14 protein-coding genes are annotated in these 12,923 nt (G+C 65.4%); 5 read left to right on the top strand and 9 right to left on the bottom strand.

What is annotated here, in order from left to right:
- Window positions 1–96 precede the first annotated feature (96 nt).
- From RMR04_RS02465 to RMR04_RS02450, 4 genes are all read left to right on the top strand, one after another.
- Window positions 97–417, top strand: coding sequence for a hypothetical protein (locus RMR04_RS02465; RefSeq protein ID WP_311912780.1), 321 nt, complete (start codon window positions 97–99; stop codon window positions 415–417).
- Entirely contained in the window at window positions 414–1,184 is a 771-nt protein-coding gene (locus RMR04_RS02460; protein ID WP_311912778.1) for an SGNH/GDSL hydrolase family protein, read from the top strand. Before RMR04_RS02465 ends, RMR04_RS02460 begins: the two co-directional genes overlap by 4 nt.
- 195 nt (window positions 1,185–1,379) lie before the next feature.
- Window positions 1,380–2,387, top strand: coding sequence for an LLM class flavin-dependent oxidoreductase (locus RMR04_RS02455; protein ID WP_311912777.1), 1,008 nt, complete (start codon window positions 1,380–1,382; stop codon window positions 2,385–2,387).
- 73 nt (window positions 2,388–2,460) lie between these two features.
- A complete protein-coding gene (locus tag RMR04_RS02450; protein WP_311912776.1) occupies window positions 2,461–3,267 on the top strand; it encodes a transglutaminase-like domain-containing protein in 807 nt (268 codons plus the stop codon).
- Window positions 3,268–3,270: 3 nt separating this feature from the next.
- On the opposite strand, the gene RMR04_RS02445 is transcribed toward RMR04_RS02450, so the two are convergent.
- From RMR04_RS02445 to RMR04_RS02430, 4 genes are read right to left on the bottom strand one after another with little or no spacing between them, the layout of a single operon-like run.
- Window positions 3,271–4,119, bottom strand: a complete 849-nt coding sequence (locus tag RMR04_RS02445; RefSeq protein WP_311916031.1) for a metal ABC transporter permease — start codon at window positions 4,117–4,119, stop codon at window positions 3,271–3,273.
- Window positions 4,120–4,121: 2 nt separating this feature from the next.
- The gene (locus RMR04_RS02440) at window positions 4,122–4,982 is read right to left on the bottom strand and encodes a metal ABC transporter permease (protein ID WP_311912775.1); all 861 of its coding nucleotides are present in this window, start codon (window positions 4,980–4,982) and stop codon (window positions 4,122–4,124) included.
- On the bottom strand, window positions 4,979–5,905 hold the full coding sequence (locus tag RMR04_RS02435; protein ID WP_311916030.1) for a manganese/iron ABC transporter ATP-binding protein: 927 nt from the start codon (window positions 5,903–5,905) through the stop codon (window positions 4,979–4,981). The genes RMR04_RS02440 and RMR04_RS02435 overlap by 4 nt, the downstream gene beginning before the upstream one ends.
- Window positions 5,906–5,928: 23 nt before the next feature.
- Window positions 5,929–6,849: a metal ABC transporter substrate-binding protein gene (locus RMR04_RS02430; protein ID WP_410492188.1), complete on the bottom strand. Its 921-nt coding sequence runs from the start codon at window positions 6,847–6,849 to the stop codon at window positions 5,929–5,931.
- Window positions 6,850–6,978: 129 nt separating this feature from the next.
- On the opposite strand from RMR04_RS02430, the gene RMR04_RS02425 reads away from it, so the two are divergent.
- On the top strand, window positions 6,979–7,437 hold the full coding sequence (locus RMR04_RS02425) for a Fur family transcriptional regulator (protein ID WP_311916027.1): 459 nt from the start codon (window positions 6,979–6,981) through the stop codon (window positions 7,435–7,437).
- A gap of 119 nt (window positions 7,438–7,556) precedes the next feature.
- Here the strand turns inward: RMR04_RS02425 and acs are convergent, their stop codons facing one another.
- The 5 genes from acs to tsaD form a co-directional block, all read right to left on the bottom strand.
- On the bottom strand, window positions 7,557–9,509 hold the full coding sequence (gene acs, locus RMR04_RS02420; RefSeq protein ID WP_311912774.1) for an acetate--CoA ligase: 1,953 nt from the start codon (window positions 9,507–9,509) through the stop codon (window positions 7,557–7,559).
- Between the two features lie 173 nt (window positions 9,510–9,682).
- On the bottom strand, window positions 9,683–10,090 hold the full coding sequence (locus RMR04_RS02415; RefSeq protein ID WP_311912773.1) for an EVE domain-containing protein: 408 nt from the start codon (window positions 10,088–10,090) through the stop codon (window positions 9,683–9,685).
- Window positions 10,090–10,419 (bottom strand): hypothetical protein, encoded by a 330-nt coding sequence (locus RMR04_RS02410; protein WP_311912772.1) that lies wholly within the window; start codon window positions 10,417–10,419, stop codon window positions 10,090–10,092. Before RMR04_RS02410 ends, RMR04_RS02415 begins: the two co-directional genes overlap by 1 nt.
- 11 nt (window positions 10,420–10,430) lie before the next feature.
- Window positions 10,431–11,429 carry an NAD(P)H-dependent glycerol-3-phosphate dehydrogenase gene (locus RMR04_RS02405; RefSeq protein ID WP_311912770.1) on the bottom strand — a complete coding sequence of 333 codons (999 nt, stop codon included), beginning with the start codon at window positions 11,427–11,429 and terminating at the stop codon, window positions 10,431–10,433.
- A complete protein-coding gene (gene tsaD / locus RMR04_RS02400; RefSeq protein ID WP_311912769.1) occupies window positions 11,426–12,535 on the bottom strand; it encodes a tRNA (adenosine(37)-N6)-threonylcarbamoyltransferase complex transferase subunit TsaD in 1,110 nt (369 codons plus the stop codon). The genes RMR04_RS02405 and tsaD overlap by 4 nt, the downstream gene beginning before the upstream one ends.
- Window positions 12,536–12,923 lie beyond the last annotated feature (388 nt).

Below are 12,923 nucleotides of genomic sequence, written 5' to 3'. Positions count from 1 at the left end.
TGTTTCTAGACGGGCTTCTGGAAAAGCACCGATACCAGATACCCGAATCCTGGACGTCATTTCGCAAAACACGGCGCCGACACTCTGGCGCGAATGATGACCTCGACCCAAATCATATCTAATCATGTCCGCGCTGACATCCTCTCCGGCAAGATTCTGCCCGGCAAGCTGCAGCCATGGCTTCGGCGCGAATGGCTTCGGCGCACCGCCATCCAGTTGCTGCTGCTCGCCGGCGTCTCGCTCTGGCTGATGCTGCTGCCGGCCCTCATGGTTTATGACGGCTTGTCCTCGAGCGAGAACGGTTGCGGTCGGCGCGGCTTTCGCGATCCAGTGACCGGCCGACCGGTGCAGCTCTCCTCCGTACCAGCAGGGCCCGCCGATGGCTGCGCGCTGCCGCCGCGGGGACGCGCCCGATGATCCCTCGCCGCCTGCTGGACGGCGCCTTGCGTTTGCCACCCGTGCTCGAACGTCTCGGCAAGATCGTGCTGCGCCATCCCCTTACCTTGGCGCTCATCATCCTGCCCCTCGCCTTGCTGCTAGGCTCGCTCGCGGGCTACGGGTTCGGCCGTGCCGGCTCAGCGCCGCCCTATCGCGCCACCCGGCTTCAAGCCGTCACCGCCGATCTCGGCCGGATCGAGGGCGATTACCTGCTGGCTGCCGGCGATTCCCATATCGAGCGCTGGCCCACGCGCAGGCTGTGCGGCCTGCCGCTCGTCAATGCCGGGGTTTCCGGGGCGACCGCCAGCGCCTATGCCGATTTCCTTGCGGGACTGCCGCTACCGCATCCGCCGCGCGCCGTGATTCTGACCATCGGCACCAATGACGCCAACGCCAAGCGTTTCAGCAACGAATACGAGGCAGCAATGCGTTTCGAGGCGAGCTTCGAGCCGCTGCTCGGGACCTTGCAACGCACATCCCGCATCGTGCTCGTCACCGGCGTCCCGCCCATCGACACGGCCAGGGCCGAGGGCTTCTCGGCGGAGGCGGCCGAGCGTATCGGGGCGTTGGCGGAAAGCACCTGCAAGGCAACGAACGGCTGCCTGGTCGCCAACCCCTTCACACCCGGCCTGCCCATGGTCGACGGCGTTCACTACAGGGACTACGCCGCCGTCTATCGCCGGATCGGCCCTGCGCTCTGCGCCGCGCTCGAACGGGAGCACGCCGTGACAGCCAGCTCGCGATGAGCCCACGCGGCGGGATCATAAAGACGGGGCGCTCGGCCACCGCGCCATGAAGCTGACGCAGACGCGTCATGATACGCACGGCCACGCATTGGATTGCCTGGCCGCCACACCCATCTGCATGGTCCTTTCAGGATTCGCGCCTCGGCCTGCGGCACAACCGCGGTTTCCCGCCGACGCGCCAGAGCAGAGGCCGCCATGGTCGCCATTTCCGTTCTCGACCTCGTTCCCGTCGTCGAAGGCCAGGAGGCGGGTGACGCGCTCCGGAACTCGATCGAGCTCATCCGCCATGCCGAAGCCCTGGGCTATCGGCGCTACTGGGTCGCCGAACACCACAACATGACCGGCATCGCCAGCGCCGCGACCGCCGTGGTGATTGGCGCACTCGCCGGAGCGACCAGCACGATCCGCGTCGGCGCCGGAGGCGTGATGCTGCCCAACCACGCCCCGCTGGTCATCGCCGAACAGTTCGGCACGCTGGAAGCGCTCTTTCCGGGCCGCATCGATCTCGGCCTCGGCCGCGCGCCGGGGACCGACCAGCGCACATTGCGGGCGCTGCGGCGCGACCCGATGGCCTCGGACCAGTTTCCGCAAGACGTGCTCGAGGTGCAGGCCTTTTTCGAGCCAGCGGGGCCGAACCAGGCGGTCCAGGCCGTGCCGGGCGCGGGCCTGCGCGTGCCGCTCTGGATCCTCGGATCGAGCCTGTTCGGCGCGCAGCTCGCAGCAGAGCTCGGCCTGCCCTACGCCTTCGCCTCGCATTTCGCTCCGGATGCGCTGATCCAGGCCCTGGCGATCTATCGTGAACGCTTCAAGCCGTCGGAACAGGCGGCAAAGCCCTACGCCATGCCCGGCATCAACGTCGTCGCCGCCGAGACCGACGCCGAGGCGCGCTATCTCGCGACCTCCCTGCAGCAGCGCTTCGTCGGCATGGTCCGCGGCGCGCGCGGCAAGCTCCAGCCGCCGATCGCCGATATCGAGCAATACTGGTCACCGGCCGAGAAGGCGCATGTCTCGCAGATGCTGCGCTATGCCTTCATCGGCTCGCCCGAGACGATCAAGCGAGAGCTCGGTGCCTTCATCGCAGCGACATCCGCCGATGAGATCATGGTCACCGCGCCGATTCACGACCAAGCGGCGCGCAAGCGGTCCTACGAGATCCTGGCGCAGATCGCGCCGGAGATCGGTCTGGCACGCTCGGCAGCCTGACGCCGCGCCGGAACTTCAATCCCGGGACGGCGTTTGACCGTCTCGTTCTCACACGCATGCCCCGGGGAATCTCATGAAGCTCTCGATCGCGGCGACGCTGACCTATGGTTTTGGCGGCGCGACACAAATCATCGCCGCGCTCGAAGCCGCGAGATCGCCCGACCAGGTCATCCTTTCGGAAGAGCTCAGCGTCACGCCGGGAGCCGCGTTGATCCACGATGAGGACCCCACGACAGGCGAGAGGCGCTTCCGCGCGGCGCTCTCCGGCCAGGTCGAGATCCGGTACAACGCCATCGTCGATAACGGCATGCGGGCGCCGCTCTCATCCAGCGCCCGCCAGCACGACTGGTCGGAACTGCCCCGGGACGTGTTGCCTTACCTGCTGCCCAGCCGTTTCTGCCCCTCCGACGAATTCATGCGCTTCGCCCAGCGCGAGTTCCGCATGGTCCAGGGCGGCGGTGCGCGCGTTCTCAGCGTCCTCGACTGGCTCCATACCCATCTCGACTATGTCCATGGCGTCAGCCACGCACTGACCACCGCCGAGCAGACCTTCATCGACCGGGCCGGCGTCTGCCGCGACTTCACCCATCTCGGCATCGCTTTGACGCGGGCCCTGAACATCCCGGCGCGTGCGGTCAGCGCCTATGCGCTCGACCTCGATCCCCCGGATTTCCACGCCGTCTACGAGGTGTTTCTCGACGGGCGCTGGTGGCTTGTCGACCCGACCCGGCTCGCTCCCGTTGAAGGGCTGGTCAGGATCGCAAGCGGGCGCGACGCCGCCGACATCGCTTTCCTGACCAGCGAGTACAATTGCCAATGCCTGAACCAGAGCATCACGGTGGTGCGCCTGCAGGACGAGGCCGACCAGCAGGCCGCATGACAATCAGCCCGGCAGCTGAACCACGCTCGCCCGCCGCGATGCACGCATCAGATTGCCGGCGAGCGCCACCAGGAAGAACCCGGCCTGCACCACCACGATGCAGGGGCCGGTGGCCGCATCGAGATGGAAGCTCAGGATGGTGCCGAAGACGCTCGACAGCGTCGCGGCGCCAACAGCGACCAGCAGCATCCGGTCGAACTGCCGTGTCGTCAGATAGCCGATGGCGCCGGGCGCGACCAGCATCGCCACCACCAGGATGATGCCGACCGCCTTCAACGCCGCGACGATGGTCAGCGCCAGGATCGTCAGCAAACCGAAATGCAGCAAGCGGACGTTTAGCCCAATGGCGCGGGCATGGGCCGGATCGAAGGCATGCAGCAGAAGATCGCGACGCTTGAGAAGCAGAATCGCGATCGTCGGCACGGCGATCAGCGCCGTCTCGGCGATGTCGTCCCAGCGTAGCCCGAGCAGGTTGCCGAACAGGATATGGTTGAGGTGCTGGTCGCTCTCGACCTTGACGAAGAGCACCAGTCCGAACGCGAACATGCCGGAAAAGACGATGCCCATCACCGTGTCCTCTTTGACCCGGCTGTTCTCCTTGATGTAGCCGATGCCGAAAGCGCAGGCCAAACCGGAGGCGAAGGCGCCAACGATCAGCGGCAATCCTGCGCTATAGGCCAGCACGATCCCGGGGAGGACAGCGTGCGACACCGCGTCGCCCATCAAGGCCCAGCCCTTGAGCACCAGGAAGCAGGACAGCATCGCGCAGACGATGCCGACCAAGACAGCGACGACGAGCCCACGCAACATGAACTCATGCGCGAAAGGGCTGAGAAGCCAAGCATGCAGCATCGTCACAGCCCCGCCTCCCCAGCCATACGCGCCGCCCGCACAGCAGCCAGCCGGCCGTGCTTGGGCGCGAACACGAAGGCGAGCAGGAAGAGCACGGTCTGGAACACCACGATCAGCCCCCCCGTCGAACCATCGAGGAAATAGCTGGCATAGGCCCCCGCCGCGCTGGTGACGACGCCCATCGCGATCGCGATCCAGATCATAACGCCGAACCTGTCGGTCAATAGGTAGCCAGTCGCGCCCGGTGTCACCACCATGGCGATGACGAGGATCGCGCCGACCGTCTGCAGCGCCGCGACCGTGCAGGCGCTAAGCAGGACGAAGAACAGGATCTTCAACCGCGTCGGTGAGAGACCGACGGCGCGCGCCTGGTTCTCGTCGAAGAAGACCAGCATCAGATCCTTCCAGCGCGCGATCAGGATGGCGAGCGAGATCGCGGCGATGATCGCGACCTGGAGAACGTCCTCATCCGAAATGCCCAGGATGTTGCCGAGCACGATCGACTGGACATTGACCGAGGTCGGGTTGATCGAGACGATCAGCAGGCCCACCGCGAAGAAGGTGGTGAAGACGATGCCGATGACCGCGTCCTCGCGCAATTGCGTGCGCACCCTGACCAGCGCCATGGCGAGCGCCGCGAGCAGCCCCGAGAAGAAGGCACCCGCCGCATAGGGAACCTTCAGCAGATAGGCGAGCGCTACGCCGGGCACGATCGCGTGCGACAGCGCATCCCCCATCAGCGACCAGCCCTTCAGCATCAGATAGCAGGACAGGAAGGCGCAGACGCCGCCCACCAGCGCCGAAACCCAAATGGCCTTGACCATGTATTGATAGCCGAAAGGCTCCAGAAGCAATTCGATCACGACGAGCGTCCCTCCCCGCCGATCGCCCTCTCGCCATTCGCTTTGCCGCGCGTGGTCTGGCCGCCATCGGCCAGCGTCTCATGGCCGCGCTTGCCATAGAGTACGAGCGGCCGCTCATCGTCGCTGATGACGGTGACGCGGCGCGCATCCGCATCCTCATGCAAGGCCTGCCCTTCCAACCGGAAATGCCTGAGCGCACCACCGAAGGCGCGCTGTAGATTGGCATGGGTGAAGGTCGTATCGGTCGGCCCGGCGGCCAGAACCGTCTTGTTGACCAGCACGACCTGATCGCAGAAATCGGGGATCGAGCCGAGATTATGCGTCGAGACCAGCATCAGCCGGCCCTCAGCGCGCAACTCCCGCATCAGATCGACGATCTGGTCCTCGGTCTTGACGTCGACGCCGGTGAAGGGCTCGTCAAGCAGGATGACGCGCCCGCCCTGCGCCAGGGCGCGAGCCAGGAAGACGCGCTTGCGCTGGCCACCGCTGAGCTCGCCGATCTGCCTGCGGCGGAACTCCAGCATGTTGACCCGCGCCAGGGCGTCGTCGACGGCATCACGATCAGCTTTACCGGCGATGCGCAGGAAACCCATATGCCCGTAGCGCCCCATCATCACGACATCGTCGACCAGAACGGGGAAGCTCCAATCGACCTCCTCCGCTTGCGGCACATAGGCGACGAGACCCCGCTTCAGCGCCTGGCGAACCTCCATTCCGGCGATCGAGACCATGCCTTTTGCCGGCTTCAGAAACCCCATCAGGGTCTTGAAGAGCGTCGATTTGCCGGAACCGTTGATGCCGACGAGCGCGCAGATCGTGCCCGGCCCGAGCGCGAACGAGGCGTCGTGCACCGCGGTGACGCCGTTGCCGTAGCGAACCGTGACCCCGGCGACAACGATCGACGGGGTCGGGCCGGCGGCCATGCGCGAGCTGGTCGCAGGCGTCTTCACTGGCCAAACCCCTTGGCGATCGTCTCCACGGTCACCTCCAGCAGCTTGGCGAAGGTCGGTACAGGCCCGTTTGCCGCCGAGAGGGAGTCGACATAGAGCACCCCGCCATATTTCGCGCCGGTCTCGCGCGCGACCTGCCTGGCCGGCTTGTCCGAGATCGTGCTTTCGCTGAAGACGGCCGGAATCTTGCTCTTGCGCACGAGGTCGATCAGCTTGCGGACCTGCTGCGGCGTGCCCTGCTCGTCGGCGTTGATCGGCCAGAGATAGGCTTCGCGCCAGCCATAATCGCGGGTGAGATAGCTGAAGGCGCCCTCGCTGGAGACGAGCCAGCGCCTGTCGGCTGGCACCTTGTCGAGCCGGGCGCGCAAGGGCGCGTCCATCGCCTTGATCTCGTCGGCGTAAGCGGCGGCATTCTTGGCATAGGTCGCGGCATTGGCGGGATCGGCCTTGGCCAGCGCCTTCCTGATGTTCTCGATATAGATCAGCGCGTTCTTGGTCGACATCCAGGCATGCGGGTTCGGCTTGTCCTGATAGGGGCCTTCCTTGATGCCCATCGGCTCGATGCCGTCGGTCAACACCGCGCTCGGCACATTCTTGACGTTCTCGAAGAATTTTTCGAACCAGCGCTCGAGATTGAGCCCGTTCCACAGCACGAGATCGGCCGATTGCGCCTTCACCACGTCGAGCGGCGTCGGCTGGTAGTCATGGATCTCGGCGCCGGGCTTGGTGATCGACTCGACGATTGCGACATTGCCGGCGACGTTCTGCGCCATGTCCTGAATGATGGTGAAGGTCGTGACCACCCGCAGCGGCTTGCCCGGCGCCGGCTGCGCCAGCGCCGGAATTGCCGCGGCGCAAAGGCCCCCAGTAAAGGCCATGGCCACACAAAGACCCATGAAATGACGACGCGAACGCATGCTCTCTCCTGCTGGCTATCAAATCCCTCCAGTAGCTATTGCAAACGAATTGCATCTGTCAATGCAATTGCGAATGATTTGCATTACGGCCGTTTTGCAAATGCGTCGCAGCCTTGCTATCTGCGAACAATGATCGGAATCGAGCAGCGCGTGGCCATTTTCGAGGGCCAGTTAAAGCAAGCGGGCTTGCGGATGACGCAGCAGCGCCGGCTGATCCTGCGCATTCTCGCCGAGGCGCATGACCACCCCGACGCCAAGGGCATCTTCACCCGCGCCTTCGAGCACGACCCGACCTTGTCGCTCTCGACGGTCTACCGGACCATGAAGCTGCTGGAATCGCAGGGCGCGATCGAGCGCCACGCCTTCGAGGACGGCGTCTCGCGCTACGAGCATGCCGACCAGCAGCATCACGACCATCTGATCGATGTCGAGACCGGCCAGGTGGTGGAGTTCTCATCGCCGGAGATCGAGGCGCTGCAGGCGAAGATTGCCGCCGAGCTGGGCTACGAAATCGTCCGCCACCGGCTCGAGCTCTATGGGCGCAAGCTGTCCAAGGCCGGGCGGAAGCGCGTCAAAAAGGACGTTTGACGCGCGCCGCCATGCTCGGGCTTGTCCCGAGCATCCACGTCTTCGTTGGTCGAGGGTCGAGTTCAAGACGTGGATGCTCGGGACAAGCCCGAGCATGACGTCGAAGCGGCCTTCCCGCCTTACCCCGGCTTGCGCTTGTTCTGCCGGTTGGCGATCAAGTCGTCGACCACCGCCGGATCGGCCAGGGTCGAGGTATCGCCGAGCGCGCCGAACTCGTCCTCGGCGATCTTGCGCAGGATGCGGCGCATGATCTTGCCCGAGCGGGTCTTGGGCAGGCCGGGTGAGAACTGGATCAGGTCAGGCGAAGCGATCGGCCCGATCTCCTTGCGCACATAGGACACCAGGTCCTTGCGCAACTCCTCGCTCGGCGTCTCGCCGGCCATCAGCGTGACATAGGCGTAGATGCCCTGCCCCTTGATGTCGTGGGGATAGCCGACGACAGCGGCCTCCGAGACCTTGGGATGCGCCACCAGCGCCGATTCGACTTCGGCCGTGCCCATGCGGTGCCCGGAGACGTTGATCACGTCATCGACGCGCCCGGTGATCCAGTAATAGCCGTCGGCATCGCGCCGGCAGCCATCGCCGGTGAAATACTTGTTCGGATAGGTGGCGAAATAGGTTTCCTCGAAGCGCTTATGGTCGCCATAGACCGTGCGCATCTGGCCGGGCCAGCTCTCGGCGATGACGAGGTTGCCCTCGCAGGCGCCTTCCAGGACCTTGCCCTCGGGATCAACGATCTCAGGCTTGACGCCGAAGAAGGGCCGCGTCGCCGAGCCGGGCTTGAGCTTGGTCGCGCCCGGCAGCGGCGTGATCAGGATGCCGCCGGTCTCGGTCTGCCACCAGGTATCGACGATTGGGCAACGGCGGTCGCCGACGACGCGGTGATACCACTCCCAGGCTTCCGGATTGATCGGCTCGCCGACCGAGCCGAGCAGGCGCAGCGATTTGCGCTTGGTCTTCTTCACCGGTTCCTCGCCCGCCCCCATCAGCGAGCGGATTGCGGTCGGCGCGGTGTAGAAGGTGTTGACCTTGTGCTTGTCGATCACCTCCCAGAAGCGGGAGATCGTCGGATAGGTCGGAATGCCCTCGAACATCAGCGTCGTGGCGCCGTTGGCGAGCGGGCCATAGAGGATGTAGCTGTGTCCGGTGACCCAGCCGACATCGGCCGTGCACCAGTAGATGTCCCCATCATGGTAGTCGAAGACGTATTGATGCGTCATCGAGGTGTAGACGAGGTAGCCTGCCGTTGTGTGCAGGACACCTTTGGGCTTTCCGGTCGATCCGGAGGTATAGAGCAGGAAGAGTGGATCCTCCGCCTTCATTTCAACAGGCGGACAATGGCCCGAAACCTTGGCGGCCTCGTCATGGTACCAGACGTCGCGGCCATCGACCATATGAGCATTGCCGCCCGTGCGCTTGACCACGATGACCTTGCCGATGCCGCCCTTGACCTTGGGGTCGGCAGCATCGACGTTCTTCTTGAGCGGCACGGGGCGGCCCCCGCGCAACCCTTCATCGGCAGTGATCACGATCTTGGAATCGCTGTCCTCGATCCGGCTCGCCAGCGAATCAGGCGAGAAGCCGCCGAACACCACGGAATGGATCGCGCCGATACGTGCGCAGGCGAGCATCGCATAGGCCGCTTCCGGGATCATCGGCAGGTAGATGGTGACGCGATCGCCCTTCTTGACGCCGTTGGCCTTGAGCACGTTCGCGAACTTGCAGACCTCGGTATAGAGCTGGCCGTAGCTGATCTTCTTGGATTCCGAAGGGTCGTCGCCCTCCCAGATGATCGCGGTCTGCTTGGCCCGCGTCTCCAGATGCCGATCGACGCAGTTATAGGCGACGTTGGTGGTGCCGTCCTCGTACCATTTGATCGAGACCTTGCCGGGCTTGTAGCTGGCGTTGCGGACTTTGCTGTAGGGCTTGAACCAGTCGATCCGCTTGCCCTGCTCGCCCCAGAATGTGTCGGGATCCTTGATCGAAGCCGCATACATCTTCTTGTATTTGGCGTCGTTCAGATGCGCCTTTTTGGCCCATGCCGCCGGCACATCATAAATAGTCTCGGACATTATAGGCGTCTCCCCAGACCTGGGCCGTCTGAATTGCGGCTTCGGGGGCGTATCGCGGGATTCGCCTCGTCCGCTTGGTTTGAATGCGGTGCATCATAGTCCCGGCAGCCGAAGCGGCAAGCTGGGCGACCTCGCACTTTCGTTTCAAAGACTTTCGGCTGCCGCGCCGGAGCTCAGAGCCCGCCCATCTTGCAGACCAGCGCCCATTCCTCGTCGGCCACCGGCTGCACTGAGAGGCGGAAGGAGGTAACGAGCGACATCTTGGCGAGCTTCGGTTCCGCCTTGACCTGCGCCAGCGTCACCGGCGTCGGTAATGGCTTCACCGCCTTGAAATCGACCAGCACCCAGGGCTCGCCCGGAATCCAGATATAGGCCTCCTTGATCACCTCGACGATACCGACGACCTCCAGACCCTCATTGGAGTGGTAGAAGAAGACCTGTTCGCCCTGCTTCATCGCCATCAGGTTGAGCTTGGCGGTGTGGTTCTTGACGCCGTCCCAATGCGTGCCCTTGGCGCCGGCCGCGACCTGCTGGTCCCAGGACCACTTCACCGGTTCGGATTTGATCAGCCAATGTGCCATCAGGCCTCGTCCTCTTTCATCGGGCTCGGCGGTTTCGAGGCCGCTTGCCCCTGCTCATTCCAGAACCGCACCATCTCGCGTGTCAGGGCGGCATAATCCTGCGGATCGAGCTCGACCCGGACCTCGCCCTCGCCGAAAGGCAGGATCAGCACGAAGCGATGCGTATCCTCGGCGCGGCGGCGGCGATGCTGGATCACCGGGCCTGCCGGCACACGGCCCGCCAGCGCCACCGGCAGGCTCTCGGCGACGAGCTCCGAGCCGGTCGTCTTGCGCACTTCAGCGATGCCGCGCGCCACGCGCTTCGTCAGGTCGGACCAGTCATTGGCCATTGCCGCCTCCTTCACATCTCAGACCGGATAGGTCGCGACAACAAGCCGGCCACCGCCTCGCCGACCGCGACGCGACCGGCGATGATCGCTGCAACAGCCTCGGCGATCGGCATCTCGACCGTCCGCGCACGGGCCATATCGGCCAATATCGAGGCGGTGAACGCCCCCTCCGCCAGCTTGCCGCCCGAGGCGTCCGCGATCGGTCGCCCCTGCCCCAGCGCCAGGCCGAAGGCGAAGTTGCGCGATTGCGGCGAGGCGCAGCTCAGCACGACATCGCCCAGCCCCGACAACCCCATCAGCGTCTCGCCTTGCGCGCCAAAAACCTCCCCGAAGCGGCGCAGCTCGGAAAAGCCGCGCGCCACCAGCGCGGCGCGGGCGCTCTCGCCATAGCCGAGACCAATCGTGATTCCGGCCGCAATGGCGAGCACGTTCTTGGCCGCTCCGCCGATCTCGACGCCGCGCGGATCGGCGCTGTGATAGATGCGGAAAGCCGAGGAGCTCAGTGCCTCGGCCAGGGCCCGCGCCAGATTGGCGTCCTGCGCGGCAAGCGTCACGGCCGTGGGCAGGCCGCGCCCGATATCGGCGGCAAAGCTCGGGCCCGACAGGATCGCAGCCGGCGAGCCCGGCCAGGCCTGCGCGATCACTTGCGTGGTGAACAGGCCGGTCGCCTGCTCGATACCCTTGGCGGCCGAGACCACCGGCCGGCCGGCCGGCAGCGCCTGCGCCAGCCCCTCGCAGACCTGCCTCAGGCTCTGTGTCGGCACCGCGACCACGAAAGCGCCGGCAGCGCTCAACGCCGCGAGCGACGATGTCGCGGCGATCGCCTCCGGCAGGATCACGCCCGGCAGATGCGGCGTCTGGCGTGTCTCCCGGATCGCTGCGACCGTCGCTGCGTCGCGAGCCCAGAACAGGACCTCGCGCCCGGCGCGCGCCGCAGCCAGCGCCAGGGCCGTGCCATAGGCGCCGCCGCCGACAATGCCGATGACGGAAGAGGCCGTGAGCCCGCTCATTCCCCGGCCTTGGCGTCTTGCCGTGTCTTGAAATCTTGCGGTGTCTTGAAGTCTTGCGGCGTAAGATCTTGCGGCCTGAGCTCATCCAGCGGCCAGCGCGGGCGCGCCACCGCGCTCATATCGTCGATCAGTCCCAGGCGCAGCCGCTCCAACCCGGCCCAGGCGATCATCGCGCCATTGTCCCCGCAGAGCGCGACCGGCGGCGCCACCATGGGCAGGCCGGCCTCGGTCGCGAGCCGCGTCAGCCCGCGCCGGATCGGCTGATTGGCGGCGACACCGCCCGCCACGACCAACGCCGACGGCGTGATGCCGGCGGCGCGGCAGGCGCGCAGGCCAGCCCGTGTCCGGTCGACCAACACATCGACGACCGCCGCCTGGAAGGAGGCGCAGAGATCGGCGACATCGCGATCCGACAAGGGCGCGATCCGCTCGGCGACGAGACGTACCGCCGTCTTGAGGCCAGACAACGAGAAATCCGGATTTGGCCGGCCGCTCATCGGGCGAGGAAAGTCGAAGCGCTCGGGATCGCCCTTCTCCGCCTCGCGCTCCACCGAAGGGCCGCCCGGATAGGCCAGGCCCAGCATCTTGGCGATCTTGTCGAAAGCCTCGCCGACGGCATCGTCGATCGTGCCGCCGAGCTTGAGATAGTCGCCGACGCCGCGCACGGCGAGCAATTGCGTGTGTCCGCCCGAAACGAGCAGCAGCAGATAGGGAAAGGCAAGATCGTCGGTCAGTCGCGCCGTCAGCGCATGGGCCTCGAGATGGTTGATCGCGATGAAGGGCTTGCCCGTCACCAGCGCAATGGCTTTTCCCGTGGTCAGCCCAACCATGACGCCCCCGACCAGCCCTGGACCGGCCGCGGCAGCAACCGCATCGATATCGGCAGGCTTGAGCCCCGCGCGCTCGAAGGCGCTGCCGACGATACGGTCGATCGCCTCGACATGCGCACGCGCCGCGATCTCCGGCACGACGCCGCCAAAAGCCGCATGCGCGGCGATCTGGCTCAGCACCTCGTTCGACAGGATTTTTGCCTCGCCGGAGCGCGTGACCTCGACGATCGCAGCCGCGGTCTCGTCACAAGTCGTCTCTATGCCCAAAACTCGCATGATCGGCCGATTGGTCTCGCAGCAGCTGTGACGGAATAGGCGGGCGCAGGAATTCAGTCGTGACGAACCGGCAGTTTCGCGCCGGGAATTCCCCCGTATAGTGCGCGAGCGAGCATAAGGCCAAGAGGCCGTTATGCTGCCCTAATGCCAGGTCTGGAATACCGAGCCTGGAATACCGAGCCTGGCATGCCGGTCTGGGACGACACATCCGAAGCCGCCGGCAGAGCGGCCATTTGAGGGAGGGGACCTAAGGCATGGCCGAAATCGCAACCCCGCTCCACGACATCCCCTCGGACTGCGTCGTCATCGGGCACACCGCGATCGCTAACCAATTCGACGGCGAACACGAGCGCAGTCCAGGCGTTCATGCTTCAGATGGAAGCCTTGC

Origin of the sequence: Bosea sp. 685 (assembly GCF_031884435.1) — a bacterium.
In the GTDB taxonomy this organism is placed as follows: Bacteria; Pseudomonadota; Alphaproteobacteria; order Rhizobiales; family Beijerinckiaceae; genus Allobosea.
This window is presented reverse-complemented; position numbering and strand designations above follow the sequence as displayed.